Annotated in this window: 18 protein-coding genes; 7 read left to right on the forward strand and 11 right to left on the reverse strand. The window is 71.8% G+C overall.

Translation table 11 applies throughout. The features are described 5' to 3' along the window. Window positions 1-587, reverse strand: a 587-nt coding sequence (locus ACFY9E_RS07490) for a cbb3-type cytochrome c oxidase subunit I (protein ID WP_390980345.1), incomplete at its 3' end; no start/stop codon positions are given. Further along, window positions 584-1,549 carry a cytochrome c oxidase subunit II gene (coxB, locus tag ACFY9E_RS07495; RefSeq protein WP_031131839.1) on the reverse strand — a complete coding sequence of 322 codons (966 nt, stop codon included), beginning with the start codon at window positions 1,547-1,549 and terminating at the stop codon, window positions 584-586. The genes ACFY9E_RS07490 and coxB, both read right to left, overlap by 4 nt. A 264-nt stretch (window positions 1,550-1,813) precedes the next feature. Between coxB and ACFY9E_RS07500 the strand changes: the two genes are divergently transcribed. Then, window positions 1,814-3,193, forward strand: coding sequence for an aminotransferase class V-fold PLP-dependent enzyme (locus ACFY9E_RS07500; RefSeq protein ID WP_390980347.1), 1,380 nt, complete (start codon window positions 1,814-1,816; stop codon window positions 3,191-3,193). Between the two features lie 63 nt (window positions 3,194-3,256). Here the strand turns inward: ACFY9E_RS07500 and ACFY9E_RS07505 are convergent, their stop codons facing one another. Further along, on the reverse strand, window positions 3,257-4,231 hold the full coding sequence (locus tag ACFY9E_RS07505) for a PfkB family carbohydrate kinase (RefSeq protein ID WP_390980349.1): 975 nt from the start codon (window positions 4,229-4,231) through the stop codon (window positions 3,257-3,259). Between the two features lie 132 nt (window positions 4,232-4,363). Between ACFY9E_RS07505 and ACFY9E_RS07510 the strand changes: the two genes are divergently transcribed. Both ACFY9E_RS07510 and ACFY9E_RS07515 read left to right on the forward strand, forming a co-directional pair. Beyond that, window positions 4,364-4,573, forward strand: a complete 210-nt coding sequence (locus ACFY9E_RS07510; protein ID WP_390980351.1) for a hypothetical protein — start codon at window positions 4,364-4,366, stop codon at window positions 4,571-4,573. 146 nt (window positions 4,574-4,719) lie between these two features. Continuing rightward, window positions 4,720-6,807 carry a hypothetical protein gene (locus ACFY9E_RS07515; protein WP_390980353.1) on the forward strand — a complete coding sequence of 696 codons (2,088 nt, stop codon included), beginning with the start codon at window positions 4,720-4,722 and terminating at the stop codon, window positions 6,805-6,807. Between the two features lie 90 nt (window positions 6,808-6,897). On the opposite strand, the gene ACFY9E_RS07520 is transcribed toward ACFY9E_RS07515, so the two are convergent. Beyond that, entirely contained in the window at window positions 6,898-7,254 is a 357-nt protein-coding gene (locus ACFY9E_RS07520) for an iron-sulfur cluster assembly accessory protein (RefSeq protein WP_031109243.1), read from the reverse strand. 283 nt (window positions 7,255-7,537) lie between these two features. Between ACFY9E_RS07520 and nadA the strand changes: the two genes are divergently transcribed. After that, window positions 7,538-8,722 (forward strand): quinolinate synthase NadA, encoded by a 1,185-nt coding sequence (gene nadA, locus ACFY9E_RS07525; RefSeq protein ID WP_390980355.1) that lies wholly within the window; start codon window positions 7,538-7,540, stop codon window positions 8,720-8,722. A 16-nt stretch (window positions 8,723-8,738) separates the two neighbouring features. Here nadA and ACFY9E_RS07530 read toward each other — a convergent pair whose 3' ends face one another. From ACFY9E_RS07530 to ACFY9E_RS07555, 6 genes are all read right to left on the reverse strand, one after another. Next, window positions 8,739-10,967: a protein kinase gene (locus ACFY9E_RS07530; protein ID WP_390980357.1), complete on the reverse strand. Its 2,229-nt coding sequence runs from the start codon at window positions 10,965-10,967 to the stop codon at window positions 8,739-8,741. A gap of 116 nt (window positions 10,968-11,083) precedes the next feature. Next, window positions 11,084-14,206, reverse strand: coding sequence for an efflux RND transporter permease subunit (locus tag ACFY9E_RS07535; RefSeq protein ID WP_390980359.1), 3,123 nt, complete (start codon window positions 14,204-14,206; stop codon window positions 11,084-11,086). A 159-nt stretch (window positions 14,207-14,365) separates the two neighbouring features. Then, window positions 14,366-15,049 carry a response regulator gene (locus ACFY9E_RS07540; RefSeq protein ID WP_390980361.1) on the reverse strand — a complete coding sequence of 228 codons (684 nt, stop codon included), beginning with the start codon at window positions 15,047-15,049 and terminating at the stop codon, window positions 14,366-14,368. Further along, complete coding sequence (locus tag ACFY9E_RS07545) at window positions 15,046-16,266, reverse strand: histidine kinase (protein ID WP_390980363.1); 1,221 nt, start codon at window positions 16,264-16,266, stop codon at window positions 15,046-15,048. Before ACFY9E_RS07545 ends, ACFY9E_RS07540 begins: the two co-directional genes overlap by 4 nt. Window positions 16,267-16,335: 69 nt before the next feature. Next, window positions 16,336-16,614: a hypothetical protein gene (locus ACFY9E_RS07550; protein WP_390980365.1), complete on the reverse strand. Its 279-nt coding sequence runs from the start codon at window positions 16,612-16,614 to the stop codon at window positions 16,336-16,338. A gap of 22 nt (window positions 16,615-16,636) precedes the next feature. Then, complete coding sequence (locus tag ACFY9E_RS07555) at window positions 16,637-17,419, reverse strand: PspA/IM30 family protein (protein WP_390980367.1); 783 nt, start codon at window positions 17,417-17,419, stop codon at window positions 16,637-16,639. 318 nt (window positions 17,420-17,737) lie between these two features. Here ACFY9E_RS07555 and ACFY9E_RS07560 point away from each other — a divergent pair, with 318 nt between their 5' ends. Both ACFY9E_RS07560 and ACFY9E_RS07565 read left to right on the forward strand, forming a co-directional pair. Beyond that, complete coding sequence (locus tag ACFY9E_RS07560; protein ID WP_390980369.1) at window positions 17,738-18,337, forward strand: DUF3043 domain-containing protein; 600 nt, start codon at window positions 17,738-17,740, stop codon at window positions 18,335-18,337. A gap of 83 nt (window positions 18,338-18,420) precedes the next feature. Beyond that, complete coding sequence (locus ACFY9E_RS07565; protein ID WP_390980371.1) at window positions 18,421-19,122, forward strand: methyltransferase domain-containing protein; 702 nt, start codon at window positions 18,421-18,423, stop codon at window positions 19,120-19,122. Between the two features lie 55 nt (window positions 19,123-19,177). Here ACFY9E_RS07565 and ACFY9E_RS07570 read toward each other — a convergent pair whose 3' ends face one another. Then, window positions 19,178-19,390 carry a hypothetical protein gene (locus ACFY9E_RS07570; protein WP_352115922.1) on the reverse strand — a complete coding sequence of 71 codons (213 nt, stop codon included), beginning with the start codon at window positions 19,388-19,390 and terminating at the stop codon, window positions 19,178-19,180. A 221-nt stretch (window positions 19,391-19,611) separates the two neighbouring features. On the opposite strand from ACFY9E_RS07570, the gene ACFY9E_RS07575 reads away from it, so the two are divergent. Beyond that, window positions 19,612-20,811, forward strand: a complete 1,200-nt coding sequence (locus ACFY9E_RS07575; protein ID WP_390980373.1) for a bifunctional adenosylcobinamide kinase/adenosylcobinamide-phosphate guanylyltransferase — start codon at window positions 19,612-19,614, stop codon at window positions 20,809-20,811. Window positions 20,812-20,818: the final 7 nt, after the last annotated feature.

The raw sequence follows: 20,818 nt of genomic DNA on the forward strand, positions 1-20,818 counted from the left end.
GTGGTGATGAAGTTGACCGAGCCGAGGATGGTGCCGAAGCCGGAGAAGGCCAGACCCATGATCCACATGTCGGCGCCGATGCCCGGGCTGCGGACCGCGTCCGACAGCGGGCTGTAGGCGAACCAGCCGAAGTCGGCCGCGCCCTGCGGCGTGAGGAATCCGCCCACCGCGATGAGCGAGCCGAACAGGTACAGCCAGTAGGCGAACATGTTCAGCCGCGGGAACGCCACGTCCGGCGCGCCGATCTGCAGCGGCATGATCCAGTTCGCGAAGCCGGCGAACAGCGGCGTCGCGAACATCAGCAGCATGATCGTGCCGTGCATCGTGAACGCCTGGTTGAACTGCTCGTTCGACATGATCTGCAGACCAGGCCGGGCGAGCTCGGCGCGCATGAGCAGCGCCATCACACCACCGATGACGAAGAACGCGAACGACGTCACCAGGTACAGCGTGCCGATCGTCTTGTGATCCGTCGTCGTCAGCCACTTGATCACGACACTGCCGCGGTTCTGGCGCCTGACCGGCAGCTCGTCCTCGTAGTGGGACCCTGCCGCCGCGGCACCCTGAGGTTCGTTGAGGATGCTCACAGGATGTTCGACCTTCGGTTCTTCTCGGGGCCCGCCTGCTCGATACCGGCAGGAACGTAACCGTTCTGCTGCTTGTCCACGAGGTCCTTGAGGTGCTGCTCGTAGCGCTCGGGGGAGACCACCTTCACGTTGAACAGCATCCGAGAGTGGTCGACGCCGCAGAGCTCGGCGCACTTGCCCAGGAAGGTGCCCTCCTTGTTGGGGGTCACTTCGAAGGCGTTGGTGTGGCCCGGGATGACGTCCTGCTTCATCAGGAACGGCACCACCCAGAAGGAGTGGATGACGTCACGCGAGGTCAGCACGAAGCGGACCGTCTTGCCCTTGGGGAGCCAGAGCGTCGGGCCCGGGTTGTTGGTCTGCGGGTTCCGGGTGCCGGGGGTACCGCAGTCGTAGACGCCGCCGGCGTTGGCCGGGAAGTCGTCCTTGAACCGGTCGGGGATCGCGTCCAGCTCGGGGGACTTCTTGGCGTCACCCGTGGAACCGGCGACCGGCTCGATGTAGTTGAAGCACCAGCTCCACTGGAAGCCGACCACGTTGACCGTGACGTCGGGCTTCTTCTTGAGGCTGAGCAGCTCGGACTCGTCACGGGCGGTGAAGTAGAACAGCACCGAGACGATGATGAGCGGGACCACGGTGTACAGCGCCTCGATGGGCATGTTGTACCGGGTCTGCGGAGGAACCTCGACCTTGGTGCGGCTGCGCCGGTGGAAGAAAGCACTCCACAGGATCAGACCCCACACCAGCACGCCGACGGCGAGCGCAGCCGCCCAGGAACCCTGCCACAGGGAGAGGATCCGCGGAGCCTCTTCCGTGGTCGGGGTGGGCATACCAAGGCGGGGGAAGTCTTCCCAGTTGTACGAGCAACCGGTGGCTGTCGCCAAGACCAGGCCCGCGGTCAGTGCCTGCAGCAGCTTCCGCCGCATCGGGCGCCGCGGCGAGCGGTCGGAGCCGTTGGGACTCACGTAGCGCCTTCCCGAGAGTCTCGCCCGCGCGGATCGGCTGCGGCCTGGCCTTCTCGCTGGTCGGTCGCGGCCCTGCGTCGGGCAGGGGTTTGGATGTTTATGCGGACCAAACCCTAGCCGACGCCCTCCGGGGGTTCTCGGGGAGGGGTGCCTACTCACCCGGGTGGTTCGCTGATTTGGCGGCTGCGGGTGTTTTGTGGCTGTTCGCGCAGTTCCCCGCGCCCCCGAGGCCCACGGTCCCCGGGGACGTTCTAGCGTTGACGTGTGGCCTACTTCGACGCTGCTTCCGCTGCTCCGCTGCATCCGATCGCCCGGCAGGCTCTGCTGGCCTCGCTCGACGAGGGGTGGGCGGATCCCGCCCGTCTGTACAGGGAGGGGCGGCGCGCCCGGGTGCTGTTGGACGCCGCGCGGGAGGCCGCCGCCGAGGCGGTGGGATGCCGGCCGGACGAGCTGACCTTCACCTCGTCCGGAACCCGTGCCGTGCACACGGGGATTGCCGGGGCGCTGGCCGGGCGGCGGCGGGTCGGGCGTCACCTGATCGTGTCTGCGGTCGAACACTCCTCTGTACTGCATTCGGCGGAGCTCCTCGAGGCGGCCGGAGGGAGCGTCACCCAGGTCGGGGTGGACCGCACCGGGTTGGCGGACCCGGCGGCCTACGCCGGTGCCCTGCGCGAGGACACCGCGCTGGCCTGTCTCCAGTCCGCCAACCACGAGGTCGGGACCGAGCAGCCCGTCGCGGCGGTGGCCGAGGTGTGCCGGGAGGCCGGGGTGCCGTTGCTGGTGGACGCGGCGCAGTCGCTGGGGTGGGGGCCGGTGGAAGGGGACTGGTCCCTGCTCGCGGCCAGTGCGCACAAGTGGGGCGGGCCGTCCGGGGTCGGGCTGCTCGTCGTGCGCAAGGGTGTGCGGTTCGCGGCGCAAGGGCCGGTGGACGAGCGGGAGTCGGGGCGGGCGCCCGGCTTCGAGAACATCCCGGCGATCGTGGCGGCGGCCGCGTCGCTGCGGGCCGTACGGGCGGAGGCGGCCGAGGAGGCGGCGCGCCTGCGGGAGCTGACGGAACGGATCCGGGCACGGGTGCCGCGGCTGGTCCCCGACGTCGAGGTGGTGGGCCATCCGGTACGCCGGCTGCCCGGGGTCGTCACCTTCTCCTGCCTCTACGTCGACGGCGAGGCGCTCCTGCACGAGCTGGACCGCGAGGATTTCTCCGTCTCGTCCGGATCGTCCTGCACGAGCAGCACGCTGACGCCGAGCCATGTGCTGCGGGCCATGGGCGTGCTGAGTGAGGGAAACGTGCGGGTTTCGCTGCCGCCGGGGGTGGCCGAGGAGGAAGTGGAGAGGTTCCTGGCGGTCCTTCCCGGGACCGTGGCAGGGGTCCGGGAGAAGCTGGGCGCGCCGGTCGCCTCCGCGGTCGCCCGCGAGGAGGACGTCCTGGTCGTGGATTCCCTCGGCAAGCGCTGCCCGATTCCGGTGATCGAGCTGGCGAAGGTCATCGGCGATGTGCCGGTGGGCGCCCTGGTGCGGGTCCTGTCGGACGACGAGGCGGCCCGGCTGGACATTCCCGCGTGGTGCGAGATGCGCGGTCAGGAGTACCTCGGGGAGGAGCCGGCGGACCGGGGCACCGCATATCTGGTCCGCCGGGTGGGCTGACCGGCCCGACGGGGCGCGGGGAACTGTGCGACCAGCCCCCGCGCGCCCCCGCACGGACGACGATCAGGAAAGATGCGCCTGCACTTCCGCCGCCGCCTCGTCCCCGTAGGCCTTGGTGAACCGCTCCATGAAGTGCCCGCGCCGCAGCTGGTACTCCTGCGTCCCCACCGTCTCGATGACGAGCGTCGCCAGCATGCACCCGACCTGCGCGGCACGCTCCAGGGAGACACCCCACGCCAGACCCGAGAGGAAGCCGGCGCGGAAGGCGTCGCCGACGCCCGTCGGGTCGGCCTTGCGCTCCTCGTCGGGCGTGCCGACCTCGATCGGGTCCTCGCCGGTCCGCTCGATGCGTACGCCGCGGGCGCCGAGGGTGGTGACCCGGTGGCCCACCCGGGACAGGATCTCGGCGTCGCTCCAGCCGGTCTTGGTCTCGATGAGGCCCTTCTCGTACTCGTTGGAGAAGAGGTACGTCGCCCCGTCCAGCAGGATGCGGATCTCCTCGCCGTCCATCCGGGCGATCTGCTGGGAGAAGTCGGCGGCGAACGGGATGTTCCGGGAGCGGCACTCCTCGGTGTGGCGGAGCATGGCCTCCGGGTCGTCGGCACCGATGGAGACGAGGTCGAGACCGCCGACGCGGTCGGCGACGGTCTTGAGCTCGATGAGGCGGGCCTCGCTCATGGCGCCGGTGTAGAAGGAGCCGATCTGGTTGTGGTCGGCGTCGGTCGTGCACACGAAGCGGGCGGTGTGCAGCGTGTCGGAGATGCGGACGGAGGCGGTGTCGACCCCGTGCCGCTCCAGCCAGGCCCGGTACTCGTCGAAGTCCGCGCCCGCGGCGCCGACCAGGATCGGCCGGGTGCCGAGCTGTCCCATGCCGAACGCGATGTTCGCGGCGACGCCGCCGCGGCGGACGTCGAGCTTGTCGACCAGGAACGACAGCGAGACCGTGTGCAGCTGGTCCGCTACGAGCTGGTCGGCGAAGCGGCCGGGGAAGGTCATGAGGTGGTCGGTGGCGATGGAGCCGGAGACTGCGATGCGCACGGCGTGGACTCTCCTGAGGGAGGCGGACCTTGACGGTTCACGCTATCGGGTGGGCGGGGCGGCTCTGAAGGCATCGAAACTACCCGATAGTAGATCTTTCTCCGTGAGCTCGGCCGTGCATACGGTGCCGCTATGACGAACCTCAAGGTCCATGTGCCCGCTCCGGTCGATCTGGAAGGCGAACTGGCGTCGCTGCCGGGTGACGGGGCGCGGATGGCTCCGCACTGGGCGGTCCCCGACCGGGTCGCCTCGCGGCCGGTCTCCCCGGCCCTGATCCACGGCGTGTCCGTACCCCCGGCGTCCGCACGGCTGCTCGACGCCATGGAGGACTACGGCGACTGAACGGCGCATTCGCGGGAACCGTGTGCTCCCCCGCCGCGTCCCATCGCTGTCCCCCGTAAAGGGGAGGCGGGATACGACCCACCAGCGGGCCCGTAGATGACGGGCCGGGTCCCATGGGACAGCTGTGCAGCCGAAGGAGCGATGCGGTGAACACCGAGCGACCCGACAACGACGACGACGCCAGGGAAGCGGGCGGCGCGACCGCCGGCGTCCCGGAGGCCGAGCAGCCGGGTACGGCGGACGCCGGAACCTCGGCGCGGGCCGAGGCGTCGGCCGAAGCCGAGGGGTCGCCGGGTACCGCCGGGTCCGACGAGGCCGCCGAGGCCACCGAGCCTTCCGGCGCCCCTGGTGACGGGAAGCGGGCTGGTGACGCCGAGGCGGCGGAGGGCGGCGAGGCTCAGGCGGCGGAAGGCGGCGAGGCCGAGACGCCGGCCCCCGCGGCCCCGGCGGCCGTCGAGCACGGCGCGCCGGAAGCCGCACGGACGGACGAGCACGGTGTGCCGGAAGCCTCGCAGACGGACGCGCCCGAAGACCGGCAGACCGAGGACGAGCCGGCCACGGCGGCCGGGGCCCGGGAAGCCGGTGCCGGGCCGGCCCCGGATCGCGAAGGCGCCGCGGAAGGCGCGGACGCCGAGGACGTCCGCCCCGCCCCGGCACCGGAGTCGTCCGGCGACGCCGGGCCCGACGACACCAGCACCGGGAAGACCCACCCCCGTGCCACCCCGGGACCGGCCCACGACGCCGTCGCGGCACCGGGTGGCGACCTCCCCCGCGACGAAGGGGATCTGGTCCACCCCGCGGGTGGCCGTCCCCGCACGCCCGCGATCATCGCCTCCGTCGCCGCCGCCGTGCTGCTGATCGGTGGGGGCGGGGCCTGGCTCGCCTCCAACGCGTCCGGTGGGGCGGGCGGCGGAACGACGTCCGGTGCGCCCGGTGGGGACGGCACTCCCCCGCCGCTCGCGCTCGACGGGTACTCGGAGTCCACGACGGACGGCGGGAACGGCATCGCGCCCGGCGAGCCCAACCCCTACGGCGCCACCTACCGGGCCGACGGCACCCTGCCGGACGGCCCGGGCAAGGCGGCGGTGTACCGGGCGCGGGGCGAGGTGAGCGAGGAGGACGTGGCCCGGCTGGCGAAGGCCCTCGGGGTCGAGGGGGCACCGGTGGCGCAGGGCGAGGCCTGGAAGATCGGGGGCCAGGACGGGTCCGGGCCGAGCCTCCAGGTGAACAGGCAGGCACCGGGGGCCTGGACGTTCAGCCGTTATGCCCCGGGCACCGACAACTGCAAGGGCACCGACACCTGCACCTCCCCGCAGTCCGGGGGCACACCGGTGAGCGAGGAGGTGGCCGAGAAGGCCGCCGCGCCCGTGCTGAAGGCCGTGGGCCAGGACGACGCGAAGCTCGACGCGAGCCAGGTCATGGGGGCCCAGCGGGTGGTGAACGCCGCTCCCGAGATCGGCGGACTGCCCACGCACGGCTGGACGACCGGGATCACGGTCGGCTCGGAGGGGGAGGTCGTCGGCGGCAGCGGTCAGCTCAAGACGCCGGTGAAGGGCGACACCTACCCCGTGGTCAGCGCCGGGAAGGCGCTGGAGCTGATGAACGGGCGGCCGAAGAGCGATCACCGGATGGGCATCGGCGGCTGCGCCAGCCCCGTGCCGCTCAAGGACCGGCTGGAGCAGCCCTGCGAGCAGCCGGCGAGCGGCACTCCGAGGCAGGACGCGGTCACGGTCGAGAACGCGGTGTTCGGGCTGGCCGCGCACGTCGTGGACGGACGGCAGGCGCTGGTGCCGTCCTGGCTGTTCGAGGTGACGGCACCGGGCGCGAAGGACCCGTTCACCGTGACGTACCCGGCGGTGGAGCCGAAGTACCTCGTCTCGCCGGAGGCGGAGACGGACGGGCCCGGTGACCGGCCGACGTCGGCTCCCGGTCCTCGCGAGGTGAAGGTGGACGGCTACCGGGCCGAGGGCTCGGAGCTGACGGTGACCTTCACGGGCGGGGTGTGCGCCGACTACGACGCGAAGGCGAGCGAGAAGGGCGACGAGGTGACGGTCACGGTGACGTCGACCCCGTGGCCGGACAAGGTCTGCGTCATGATCGCCAAGCAGTTCCAGAAGACCGTGCAGCTGGACGAGCCGCTCGGTGACCGGGCCGTGGTGAACGCGGACGGCAAGGCGGTCCCGCTGGCCAAGGAGGGCGCGCGGCTGCCGGCTCCCCCGACGCGGGAGCGGTAGGAACGGCCGTACGACGCGAAGGCGGCGGCCCCGTCGGAGGGGGCCGCCGCCTTCGTCGTGTGCGCGGCCGCCGGTGGCGGCTCGGCAGGCTCAGCTGAAGGAGTCGCCGCAGGCGCAGGAGCCCGTCGCGTTCGGGTTGTCGATCGTGAAGCCCTGCTTCTCGATGGTGTCCACGAAGTCGATCGTGGCACCACCCAGGTACGGGGCGCTCATGCGGTCGGTGACGACCTTCACACCGCCGAAGTCCTTCTCCACGTCGCCGTCGAGGGCGCGCTCGTCGAAGAAGAGCTGGTAGCGCAGGCCGGAGCAGCCGCCGGGCTGGACGGCGACACGCAGCGCGAGGTCTTCGCGGCCTTCCTGGTCGAGCAGCGCCTTGACCTTGGACGCGGCGGCGTCGGTCAGGATGATGCCGTCGGTGACGGTGCTGGTCTCGTCCGATACGGACATCTACATCTCTCCCGGGTTGTACGGAGACTGCTTGCCGACGGTTCCAACCGGCGGGGCCTCGGATTCATTCCGGGGCCGGGCGCTCGATCTCGGCTCCTTTTCATGCTCGCACACGCACCGGGAACCGGAAAACGGCTCTTTCCGGGTCTTCCCGGGAATGAACGGCGGCTCACCGGGATTCACGTCACACCGACGCTATGGCCATCGTCAAAGTGACGTGAACCGGTTATGATAGATAGCGTCAAATCGACGAAAAGTCGCAGAAACAGAAAGGGTGCGTGTCGTGACCACCGCCCAGACCCAGGACCTCGACGTACAGCCGACGCCCCTCGCCCTGCTGCTCCTCGGCCGTGAGGCCGACCCGAAGAGCGAGCGCGGTGTGGAGTGTCCCGGCGACCTGCCCTCGCCGTCCGACCCGGACCTGGTGGAGCGCGCCCGCAAGGCGAAGGAGAAGCTCGGGGACAAGGTCTTCGTGCTCGGCCACCACTACCAGCGCGACGAGGTCATCCAGTTCGCCGACGTGACCGGTGACTCGTTCAAGCTGGCCCGGGACGCGGCCGCCCGCCCGGAGGCCGAGTACATCGTCTTCTGCGGCGTGCACTTCATGGCGGAGTCGGCGGACATCCTGACGTCCGACGACCAGAAGGTCGTGCTGCCCGACCTCGCCGCCGGCTGCTCGATGGCCGACATGGCGACGGCCGAGCAGGTCGCCGAGTGCTGGGACGTGCTGACCGAGGCCGGCATAGCCGAGCAGGTCGTGCCCGTCTCGTACATGAACTCCTCCGCCGACATCAAGGCGTTCACGGGCAAGCACGGCGGCACGATCTGCACCTCGTCCAACGCCAAGCGCGCCCTGGACTGGGCCTTCGAGCAGGGCGAGAAGGTCCTGTTCCTCCCGGACCAGCACCTGGGCCGCAACACCGCCGTGCGGGACATGGGCATGTCCCTGGAGGACTGCGTCCTCTACAACCCGCACAAGCCGAACGGCGGTCTGACGGCCGAGGAGCTGCGCGCGGCGAAGATGATCCTGTGGCGCGGCCACTGCTCGGTGCACGGCCGCTTCAGCCTGGACTCGGTGAACGACGTGCGTGAGCGCATCCCGGGCGTGAACGTCCTGGTCCACCCCGAGTGCCGGCACGAGGTCGTGGCCGCGGCGGACTACGTCGGTTCGACGGAGTACATCATCAAGGCCCTGGAGGCCGCGCCGGCCGGTTCCAAGTGGGCCATCGGCACGGAGCTGAACCTGGTCCGCCGCCTGGCGAACCGTTTCGCGCCCGAGGGCAAGGAGATCGTCTTCCTCGACAAGACGGTCTGCTTCTGCTCGACCATGAACCGCATCGACCTCCCCCACCTGGTCTGGGCCCTGGAGTCCCTGGCCGAGGGCAACCTCGTCAACCGCATCGAGGTCGACAAGGAGACGGAGGCCTTCGCGAAGCTGGCCCTGGAGCGGATGCTGGCGCTGCCGTAACCCGCCCTGCCCGTCGTCACCCCGAGCGCGGTTTCCGCTCGGGGTGCGCGGGGTCGAGGCTGAAGACGGCGCCGCCGGGGGTGGTCGCGACCAGGGCCCCTTCGAGGAGCCGCACCCTGCCGGCGCCCCATTCGGTGTCGTTGCTCTGGGCCCGCGGCAGCGTCTCCCACAGCAGCGTGCCGCTCTTCGCGTCGAGCGCCCCGACACGGCCGCTGGCACTGGCCAGGTACACGGCCCGGGTCCGCGGATCGTACGTCGCCTCGCTTGGCTGTTCCAGGCTGGTCGGGGTCTGCCACAGCGGTCGGCCCGTGCGGGCCGACACGGCGGTGACCCGTCCGCTCGAGGTGGCGAACCACAGGGTGCCGTCCGCCAGCGTCACCTGTCCCTCGTACTCCTCGGCCAGCTTCGTCGTGCTCTGCGCCCCGGTGCCGGGGTCCACCAGCCGGATCCCTTCATACGGCGCGTCCTGCCCGACGAGAGTGTTCCCGTCCTCGTCCTGGGTCAGGTCCAGGAAGAGGAACCGGCCGTCGTAGGTGCCGAAGTAGTTGGCTCTGCTCGGTACGGTCAGCCGGCGGGCCGGGCCGTCGGCAGGGTGCAGTTCCATGACCAGGCTGTCCGTCGATCCGTCCTCCGGGCCGCAGTTCAGGTACAGCTTCCCGGCGGCCTCCGTGATCACGCAGAAGTGCTTCGCGGGCAGCCGTTCCGTCCAGCGCTGGGCGCCGGTGCGGGGCGAGCGGGCCGTCACCGAGGTGCCGTCGCCCTCCGGGATTACGACGAGGTCGCCGGAGACGAACACATCGGCCCACGCGTCGTTCACCTCGCGGTGCCAGAGCCGGTCTCCGGTTGCGGTGTCGAAGGCGAGGACCCGGGTCGCCCCTTCGCCCGGAGGCTCCTGCTGGACCAGAACCGCTTCGTCCCGGATGCCGATGATCTCGAACCTGGAGGAGCCGTCGCCGGTCACGGATGCCGGCGAGCCGGCACGCCAGACGGTCGCGCCCGTCCTCCCGTCCAGTCGTACGGGCAGGATTCCGTCGCCCGCGCAGTAGACGGCGCCTTGGTCAACCCGACACTCCGGCCCGCCCCGCAACCCGTCGGCCTGCGCTTTCGGCGTCGTGCGCACACCGTGCCCGGCCGTCTCGTACACCGTCGTCTGCCAGGGCTTCCAGCCGGTGGGCGGCGCCACCCATCGGGAACTCGCGGAGGTCGAGGAACCGGACCGGTCCGCGCTCTGCGCCCAGCCGGGGCCGAGCGTCAGATAGGCCGTCAGGCCGAGGGCGACAGCGCCGACCGTGCCCGTCGCGGCGAGCAGCGGGCGGATGCGGCGGCGGGGGCGGGCGGGGCCCGGCGGGTCCACCATCGTCACGGCGCGGGTGACCTCGACGGCCGGGAGCCGCTCCGCGCGCAGGGCCAGGGTGGCCGGATCGCCGTCGGCCGGCTCGGGCAGAACCGTCGTGAACTCCCGGGCCAGATCGTCGAGTCCGGGCCGGTCGGCGGGGTCCTTGGCCAGGCAGCTCTCCAGCAGCCCGCGCAGCCGCGGCGCGACCCCGTCCAGCACCGGTGCGTCGTGGACCACCCGGTAGGCCGTCAGATAGGGGCTGTCCGTGTCGAAGGGGCCCCGGCCGGTGACCGCGTACACCAGCAGGGAGCCGAGCGAGAAGACGTCCGACGCCGGGCCGACGGTACGGGCGTCGACAAGCTGCTCCGGAGACATGAAGGGCGGTGTGCCGATCATCTGGCCGGTCTCGGTCAGCGTCTGGTGGTTCTCCGCCGCGCGGGAGATGCCGAAGTCGATGACGCGGGGGCCGTCTTCGGCCAGCAGGACGTTGGCCGGCTTGAGGTCCCGGTGCACCACCCCGGCCCGGTGGATGTCGCGCAGGGCCTCCACCAGGCCCAGGGCCAGACCGCGCAGTTCGGCGTCCGGCAGGGCGCCCTGGTCGCGGATCCGCCGGGCGAGCGAGGGCCCGGGCACGTACTGGGTGGCCATCCAGGGCCGGGCCGCCTCGGGGTCCGCGTCCAGGACCGGGGCCGTGAAGGCACCGCTGACCTTGCGGACGGCCTCGATCTCCTGCCGGAACCGGGCGCGGAAGACGGCGTCCGCGGCGTACTGGGCGTGGACGACCTTGATGGCCACGTCACGGCCCGAACGTGCCCTGGCCCGGTAGACGACGCCCATGCCCCCGGCCCCGAGCCGGTCGAACAGCCTGTAGCCGCCGATCGACTTCGGGTCGTCGCTGTGCAGCGGCACGCCCGAATCCCCTTCCCCCGTAGAGCAGTTCGAGGCCACAGGATACGGAACGCCTACGCGCTCGGCCGGGCACCGGCCATGGAGGTCCGGTGCCCGGCCGCCGCCGGGTCAGGCCGTCAGACGTTCGCGGGCTCCGGCTCCTCCGCGTCCGTCCGCTCGGCAGGCAGGCCCTTCTTCGCCGCGCGCTTCTTCGCCCGGCGCTCCTTGCGGAGCTCGACCATCGCGTAGAGCGTCGGCACCAGCAGGAGGGTGAGCAGGGTCGACGTGACCAGACCGCCGATCACGACCACGGCCAGCGGCTGGGCGATGAAGCCGCCCTCGCCGGTGATGCCGAGGGCCATCGGCAGCAGGGCGAAGATCGTCGCCAGGGCGGTCATGAGGATCGGGCGCAGCCGGTGCCGGCCACCCTCGACCACGGCCTCCACGACGCCGTGGCCCTGCTTGCGGTACTGGTTGATCAGGTCGATCAGCACGATCGCGTTCGTCACCACGATGCCGATCAGCATGAGCATGCCGATCATGGCCGGAACGCCCATCGGAGTGCCGGTGGCGATCAGGAGGCCGATCGCGCCGGTGGCGGCGAAGGGGATGGAGACGAGCAGGATCAGCGGCTGGATCAGGGACCGGAAGGTGCCCACCAGCAGCATGAACACGATCGCGATGGCCGCCAGCATCGCCAGGCCCAGGTTGGCGAACGCCTCGTCCTGGTCCTCGGAGACGCCGCCGATGGACGCCGTGGCGCCGTCGGGGAGCTTCAGCGCGTCGATCCTGGACTGGAGCTGGGTGCTGACCGCGCCGGTGTTGTCGCCGGTCGGCTTCGCGGTGATGGTGGCCGCGCGCTGCCCGTCGATGCGGGTCATGGAGACCGGGCCGTCGACCAGCTCGACGGTGGCGATGTCGCCGAGCTTCACCGTGCCGCCCAGGCGCAGGTCCTGAAGCTGCTTCAGGGTCGTGGCGGGCTTCGCCGAGCGGATGACGACGTCGCGCTCGGTGTCGTCCAGGATCGCCTTGGCCGCGGTGGTGCCGCGGACCGCCTGGGCGACGGCCGCACCGAGGGTCTGGTCGTTGAAGCCGGCCGCGGCCGCCTTGTCGCCGGCCTTGACCGAGATGCGGGGCACGCTGGTCGCCAGGTCGCTGGAGACGTCCGTGACGTCGTCGAGGGAGGCGACCGTCTTGCGGACCTCCTCGGCGGCCGTGCGCAGGACGTCGGCGTCGGCGGCCTTGACGACCACGCTGAGGTCCTGGCTGCCGAAGCCGTCACCGGCGGCGACGGTGGTCGTGCCGATGCCCTTCAGCCCGGCCAGGCCCTTCTCGATGCTGCTCTGGACGTCCTCGTAGGACGCCGAGCCTTCCAGCATCACCTGGTACGAGGCCTGGTTGGAGTCCGTGCCGCCGCCGAAGGCCGCCATGAAGCCGGACGAGCCGACCGTGACCTGGTAGTCCTTCACGCCCTCGGTGCCAGCGAGCAGCTTCTCGACCTTCCTCGCCTGGGCGTCGGTCGCGGCCAGGCTGGTGCCGGGCTTCAGCTCCTGCTTGACGGTGAGGACCTCCTGCTCGCCCTGGTCGAAGAAGTTCGTCTTCAGCAGCGGCGCCATGCCGAACGTGCCGACCAGGACGACGAGGGCGATGGCCACGCTGGTGAGGCGGCGGCGGGTCGCGAAGCGCAGGACGGGGACGTAGATGCGCTGGAGGCGGCTCTTGGCCTCCTTCTCCTCGGCCAGCCGGCGTGCCTCGGCCGCGTCCTCGGGGGTGCCCTTCGGCGGGCGCAGGAACCAGTACGACAGGACCGGCACGACCGTCAGGGAGACGAGGAGGGACGCGAGCAGGGCGGCCGTCACGGTCAGGCTGAACGAGCCGAACAGCTCGCCCACCATGCCGCCGACCAGGCCGATCGGCAGGAACACCGCGACCGTGGTGAGCGTCGAGGACGTCACCGCGCCGGCCACCTCGCGGACGGCGTTGAGGATGGCGGAGTGGCGCTCCTCGCCGTAGCCGAGGTGGCGCTTGATGTTCTCCAGGACCACGATCGAGTCGTCGACGACCCGGCCGATGGCGATGGTGAGGGCGCCCAGCGTGAGGACGTTCAGCGACAGGTCGCGCGTCCACAGCACGATCAGGGCGAGTACCACGGACAGCGGGATGGACACCGCGGTCACGAGGGTCGAGCGGATCGAGGCCAGGAAGACCAGGATCACCAGGACCGCGAAGAGCAGACCGAGCGCGCCCTCGGTGGTCAGGCCCTTGATGGACTTCGACACGGCCGGGCCCTGGTCGCTGACGACCGTGAGGGTCGCGTCCGAGCCCAGGTCCTTGCGCAGGTCCGGGAGCTTGTCCCGGACGGCGTCGGAGATGGCGACCGCGCTGCCGTCGCGGTCCATGGTGACGGCGACGGCGAGGCTGGGCTTGCCGTCGGTGCGGGTGATGGAGTCGGCCGTGGCCTCCTGCTGCTTCACCGTGGCCACGTCGCCGAGGCGCACCGGCTTGCCCTTGCCGCCGGGCTCGCCCGTGACCATCAGCTCCTGGATCTGCTTCAGCGAGGTGAGACCGCCGCCGACCTGGACCGTGCGGTTGGCGCCGCCCTCGTCGAAGGAGCCGGCCGGGACGGTCGCGCCGCCCGCCTGGAGCGCCTGGGACAGGGACTGCGCGGTCAGACCGGCCTTCGCCAGCTTCGCGTCGTCGGGCGTGACGGTGACCTGGAGGTCGCGCACACCGTCGACGGTGACCTGGCCGACGCCGTCGATGCTCTTCAGGTCCGGCACGACGGTCTTGTCGAGCTGGTCGGCCAGGGCCTGCTGGTCCCGGCCGGAGGTGACGGCGAGGACGACGGTGGGGATGTCGTCCGTGGAACCGGCGACGACCTGCGGGTCGACGTCGTCCGGGAGCTGGACGCGGGCCCGGTTGACGGCCTGCTGGACGTCGGCGACCAGCTGCTTGGTGTCGTTGCCGTAGTCGAAGGACGCCATGATCACGGCGTTGCCCTCGCTGGCGGTGGAGGTGACGCCGCTGATGCCGTCGACGGCTTCGAGGGTGTCCTCGATGGGTTCGACGACCTGCTTCTCGACCACGTCCGGTGACGCGCCCTGGTAGGGCGCCAGCACGGACACCACGGGCAGTTCGATGGTGGGCAGCAGCTGCTGCTTGAGCTGGGGTATCGCGATCGCCCCGAAGACGAGCGCGATGATCGACATCAGCCCGATCAAGGCCCGTTGCGCGAGGCTGAACCTGGACAGCCAGGACATGGGTGAGGATCTCTCTTCTGTTAGCGGCAGAAGCGGCAGCGGACGCGCAGATGAGCGCCCGCCCCTACACCCTGGGCCATGGGGGAACGGGGTTTCGTAGGCCCCAGGTCCATTTCCTTATGCGGCGCATACTCCGGCCGCAGTACACCCGGGTCGAGCTCACTCCACCCTTGGACGGACCAGGCCGGACTCGTACGCGGTGACCACCAGCTGGGCCCGGTCCCGGGCGCCCAGCTTGGCCATGGCCCGGTTGACGTGCGTCTTCACCGTCAGCGGGCTGACCTCGAGGCGCTCGGCGATCTCGTCGTTGGAGTGCCCGCCGGCGACCTGGACGAGCACTTCGCGCTCCCGGACGGTGAGCGAGTCGAGCCGTTGGCCGCGGGCCGGGTCGCGCTCGTCGTCGGCCGGGTCCTGCGTGGCGAGGAACCGGGCGATCAGGCCCGTGGTGGCCGCCGGGGAGAGCAGGGCCTGGCCGCCGGCCGCGGTACGGATGGCGTTCAGCAGTTCCTCGGGCTCGGAGCCCTTCCCGAGGAAGCCGGACGCTCCGGCGCGCAGCGACTGCACGACGTAGTCGTCGACCTCGAACGTCGTCAGGATCACCACCCGGACCTCGGCGAGGTCGGGGTCGGCGCTGATCATGCGGGTGGCGGCGAGGCCGTCGGTGCCGGGCATGCGGATGTCCATCAGGACGACGTCCGCGCGCTGCTCCTTCGCCAGCCGCACCGCCTCGGCGCCGTCGGGGGCCTCGCCGACCACCTCCATGTCGGGCTCGGAGTCGACGAGCACACGGAAGGCGCTGCGCAGCAGCGCCTGGTCGTCGGCGAGCAGGACACGGATGGTCATGCGGGGTCCTCCCCGGTGGGTGTGCGGTTCTTGACCGGCAGGATGGCATGGACGCGAAAGCCGCCGCCGTAGCGGGGACCGGTGGTGAGGGTGCCGCGCAGGGCGCTGACGCGCTCGCGCATGCCGAGCAGTCCGTGGCCGCCGCCGCTGTGCTGGGTCTCGTTCTCGCCGCTGCCGTCGTCGAGCACGGTGATCTCGATGTTCGGTCCGACGCGTACGACGCTGACCTCCGCCTTGGCCCGGGGCCCGGCGTGCTTCTGCACGTTGGTGAGGGCCTCCTGGATGATCCGGTAGGCGGCCAGGTCGACGGCCGCCGGGAGGGTGGTGCCCTGGTCGGCGCGGGCGACCTCGATGTGCAGGCCGGCACTGCGGAAGGTGCCGGTGAGTTCGTCGAGGCGGTCCAGGCCCGGGGCGGGTTCGGTCGGGGCCTCCGGGTCGCCGGACTGCCGCAGCAGGCCGACGGTGGCGCGGAGCTCGTTGAGGGCGGAGCGGCTGGCCTCGCGGACGTGCGCGAGGGCCTCCTTGGCCTGGTCGGGGCGCTTGTCCATGACATGGGCGGCGACTCCGGCCTGGACGTTGACCAGGGCGATGTGGTGGGCGACGACGTCGTGCAGGTCCCGGGCGATGCGCAGGCGCTCCTCGGCCACCCGGCGGCGGGCCTCCTCCTCGCGGGTGCGCTCGGCCCGTTCGGCGCGCTCCCGGATGGCCTGGACGAAGGCGCGGCGGCTGCGGACGGCGTCGCCGGCGGTGGCGCCGATGCCGGTCCAGGCGAAGATCGCGAGGTTCTCCTGGGCGTACCAGGGCAGGGAGCCGGCCGACATGGCGGCGCCGGTCAGCACGGTCATGGTGAGCAGGCCGACGCGCCAGGTGGTGGGGCGGTCGGTGGTGGAGGCGACGGTGTACAGGGCGACGACGGCGGACATGGCGACGGGGGCGCGGGGGTCGCCGGTGACCGACTCGACCACGGAGACGGTGCCGGTGAGGGCGAGGACCGTCATCGGGGCCCGACGGCGGAAGACCAGGGCGGCGGCGCCGAGGGCCATGAGGACGAGGCTGAGGGAGTCGGGGGTGCGCAGCGCCCAGCTGACGCTGTCCCGGTGCCGGGGCTCCACGAACGAGCCGGCGACCATGCAGATCAGGACGGCCGCGGCCAGGACGGCGTCCATGGCCAGGGGATGCGCCTTGGCCCGGCACCGGGCCCGCGCGAGAGTGCTCACGGCTGTTCACGGTAGCCGGACCGGGGGCCGCGCCCCCAGACCCTCCTCGGCCCGACCACGGGGTTGCACTCAGCCCGGGATCAGACCGTCGTCGCTCAGGAGCTCCCTGACGTCCTCCAGCGTGGCGTCCGGGGACGGCAGGATCAGTTCCGAAGGTTCCAGGGAGTCGTCGGGCAGGGGGTCGCCCAGGTCGCGGACCCTGGCCAGGAGGGCCTGGAGGGTGCGGCGGAAGCCGGGGCCGTCGCCGTTCTCCATCTCCGCCAGGAGTTCGTCGTCCAGCCGGCTCAGCTCGGCGAGGTGGCCGTCGGCCAGTCTCACCTGGCCTTCCCCCATGATCCGTACGATCATGTCGCCCTCCTAGGCGTGGCCCCTACTGCTTGTCGAAGCGCGGTGTGTCCTGCGGCTGCTGCGGGGACTGCTGGCCGGAGCCGCCTTCGAGGGCCTGCTGCCCGCTGCCCGAGCCTCCGGCCAGTTCGGCCTTCATGCGCTGCAGTTCCAGCTCTACATCCGTACCACCGGAGAGCCGGTCCAGCTCGGCCTGGATGTCGTCCTTGTGCATGCCCGACTGGTCGTCGAGGGCGCCTGAGGCGAGCAGTTCGTCGATCGCGCCGGCGCGGGCCTGGAGCTGGGCCGTCTTGTCCTCGGCGCGCTGAATGGCCAGGCCGACGTCGCCCATCTCCTCGGAGATGCCGGAGAAGGCCTCGCCGATCCGGGTCTGCGCCTGGGCCGCGGTGTACGTCGCCTTGATCGTCTCCTTCTTCGTGCGGAAGGCGTCGACCTTGGCCTGGAGCCGCTGGGCCGCGAGGGTGAGCTTCTCCTCCTCGCCCTGGAGCGTCGCGTGCTGCGTCTCCAGGTCGGTCACCTGCTGCTGGAGCGCGGCCCGGCGGGAGAGCGCCTCGCGGGCCAGGTCCTCACGGCCCAGCGCGAGCGCCTTGCGGCCCTGGTCCTCCAGCTTGCCCGACTGCGACTGCAGCTGGTTCAGCTGGAGTTCCAGACGCTTGCGGGAGGTCGCCACGTCGGCGACGCCGCGGCGGACCTTCTGCAGCAGCTCCAGCTGCTTCTGGTACGAATAATCGAGGGTCTCGCGCGGGTCCTCGGCCCGGTCAAGGGCCTTGTTCGCCTTCGCGCGGAAGATCATCCCCATACGCTTCATGACACCGCTCATGGGCTTCGCGCGCCCCCTTCTGACCGACTCCGGCAGCTGCTCCTGCGACAGAACCCACAGTACGGGCCCTGCATCCATTACCGCACTGTTCGGGGACGGATGCGCTCATCCCCAAGGACGACTGCGTACGCTCCCGCTCCGGCGTAGGGAGTAGGTGATCCCCGGGGCCACCGGAGCCGTACACCCCGGGAAAACATCCGGAGGCGTACGCAACGTCCCCTCTGTCCCCTTACTGACGACTGGTGTTGCCGGATCGTTCCCCACGGGAGTGGGGTCCATGCCCGGAAGCCCTTACCCTTGGGTTTTGTGTTCCGTAGCCGTGCGAAGGATGAGAAGGCCCAGGACGCCGACAAGGCGCCGGTGACCGACTCCAGTCAGCCCCGTCACCCCGAGGCCCCCAAGGGCCGCCCCACGCCCAAGCGCAGCCAGGCCCAGTCCTCGCGCCGCAGCGTGGCCAACACGTCGATGACGCGCAAGGAGGCCGCCAAGCGACAGCGCGAGGAGCGCCGTGCCGCGATGGAGCGGCAGCGCCAGGCGCTGGCGAGCGGCGACGAGCGGTATCTGCCCGCGCGGGACAAGGGGCCGGTCCGCCGGTTCGCGCGCGACTTCGTCGACTCGCGGTTCAACATCGCGGAGTTCTTCCTGCCGATGGCCGTGGTCATCCTGGTGCTGAGCATGGTGCGGGTGGGCGCGCTGCAGAACATCGCGCTGCTGCTGTGGCTCGTGGTGATCGTGCTGATCGTGCTCGACTCGTTCGTCACGTCCTTCCGTCTGAAGAAGCAGCTGAACGAGCGCTTCGCGGGTGACAACAAGCGCGGCGCGGTCGCCTACGCCCTGATGCGCTCCCTCCAGATGCGCCGGCTCCGGCTGCCGAAGCCGCAGGTCAAGCGTGGAGAGCGGCCCTGACCACGACGCCGTTCTCCGGGGGTGCGGCGCAGGCCTGGCTGGACAAGCTGGGCGGGCTGCGCGATGTCGTCCGGCAGGAGCTGGTGGCCCGCCAGCTGGACGAGCAGATAGTCGGCCGGTTCCCGGTCGGTCAGCGCCTGCGGGTGCTCGACGTGGGGATGGGCCAGGGTACGCAGGCGCTGCGGCTGGCCCGGGCCGGGCACCAGGTGACCGGTCTGGAGCAGGACTCGACGATGGTCGCCGCGGCCCGGGAGTCCCTGGCCGGGGAACCGGAGGGCATCCGGGAGCGGATGCGCATCATCGAGGGCGACGGCCGGGACACGGGTGTGCACTTCCTGCCCGGCAGTTTCGACGTGGTGCTGTGCCACGGCGTCCTGATGTACGTCGAGGAGCCCGACCCGCTGCTCGCGGGCCTCGCCCGGATGCTCGCACCGGGCGGGCTGCTGTCCCTGCTCGTGCGGAACGGGGACGCGCTCGCGTTCCGGCCGGGCCTGTCCGGTGACTGGCCGGGGGCGCTGGCCGCCTTCGACACGGTCTCCTACCGCAACCGGCTGGGTCTCGACGTGCGCGCCGACCGGCTGAAGGACCTGACGTCGACGCTCGCGGGGATCGGGGCGCCGCTGCACGCCTGGTACGGGGTGCGGGTGTTCACCGACACGGCGGCGGACGGCGCGGAGGTCCCGGCCGACGTGGAGACGCTGCTCGCGGTGGAGGAGAAGGCCGGGCGGACGGATCCGTACCGCGGGGTGGCCGCGCTGCTGCACCTGTGCGGCGTGCGCGGCTGACACACGGAACACGCGCACGAGGGGTGGGCGGGGGCCGTCGGCCCCCGCCCGGGGCTCACGCCTCGGCCGCGTGCAGGCTCATCGGCCCGTAGATCTCCGCGGCGTCCTCGAACAGCCGCACCTGGTCGGCACCGCCCTCCTGGAGGGCCTTCCAGTGCTCTCCGATCCAGGACTCGGCGTCCCCCTGGGTGGGGAACTCCTCCGGCGGCACCGCGGGCTGGACCTCCGTCCCGTCGGTCTTCTCGAACCGCCACGTCCATGCCGCCATGTACGCCTCCCATGTGTGTGAGCACACTGCACAGCGAAAAGCCGGATCTTGGTCCGGCTCCCGCCCCGAGCCTATGCGCTCCGCCGGGTGTCCCGTCACAGGACTGCGGGTGACCGGTTGCGCGCGGGTTGTCACCCACGCCTCCCCTACGGGCTCGCGCGGGGGCTCCATCCGGGGTGCCAGGCGCGCAGGAGCCGGGCGGGCAGGCGAAAATCGGTGCCGTGGAACTCACTCTGCTCGGCACCGGCGCCCCCGCGGGTCTCCCCCGCCCCGACTGTCCCTGCGCGGCCTGTGCGGCCGCCCTCGGCCCGGACGCGCGGGCGGCCACCGCGCTGCTCCTGGACGGGGCCCTGCTGCTCGACCTGACGCCGGGCGCGGCGTTCGCGGCGGCGCGGGCGGGCCGTTCCCTGACCGGCGTACGGCAGGTGCTGCTGTCGCATCCGCACGACGGGCCGGCGGTCGAGGTGCCCGCGGGGCTGCCGCAGCCGGGACGGGTGCCGGACGGGCGGGAGTTGACGCTGCTGACGGGGCACCGGGTGCGGGCGGTGGCGCTGGACGCGCCGGGCACGGGGTACGCGGTGACCGGGCCGGAGGGGCAGCGGCTGCTGTACCTGCCGCCGGGCGGGGCGCCCGCGGGCCTGGAGGCACCGGCCGAGTCCTACGACATGGTCCTGGCGGACGTCGTGGGCCGGCCGGACGCGCTGGCGAAACTGCGGGCGGTGGGGGCGGTCGGGCCGACGACCGATGTGGTCGCCGTCCACCTCGGCCACGACGTGCCGCCCGGCCCCGAGCTCGGGCGGCGGCTGGCGGCGGCCGGGGCGCGGGCCGTGCCGGACGGGGTGACGCTGGTGGTGGGGGCGTACGAGGACGTGCCGGACGTGCCGCGGCGGACGCTGGTGCTGGGCGGGGCGCGGTCGGGCAAGTCCGTGGAGGCGGAGCGGAGGCTGGAGGCCTTCCCGGACGTGCTGTACGTGGCGACGGGCGGCTCGCGCAACGGGGACACGGAGTGGTCCTCGCGGGTGGCGGCGCACCGGGACCGGCGGCCGGGGTCGTGGCAGACGGTCGAGACCTGCGATCTGGTGCCGCTGCTGGAGGCCGAGGGGCCGCCTGTGCTGATCGACTGTCTGTCGCTGTGGCTGACCGACGCGATGGATTCCGCCGGGGCGTGGGACGACGCGGTGTGGGCGGAGCGCGGGGAGAAGGTGCTGCGGGAGCGGGTGCGGGAGCTCACGGAGGCGGTGCGGGTCACCCGGCGGACCGTGGTGGCCGTGTCGAACGAGGTGGGCTCGGGGATCGTGCCGGCGACGGCGTCGGGGCGGCGGTACCGGGACGAACTCGGGCGACTGAACGCGGGGTTCGCGGACGAGTGCGAGCACGTGCTGCTGGTGGTGGCGGGGCAGGCCGTGGTGCTGCGGGGCTGAGGGAGGC

Origin of the sequence: Streptomyces sp. NPDC012466 (assembly GCF_042955215.1) — a bacterium.
Taxonomy (GTDB): Bacteria; Actinomycetota; Actinomycetes; order Streptomycetales; family Streptomycetaceae; genus Streptomyces.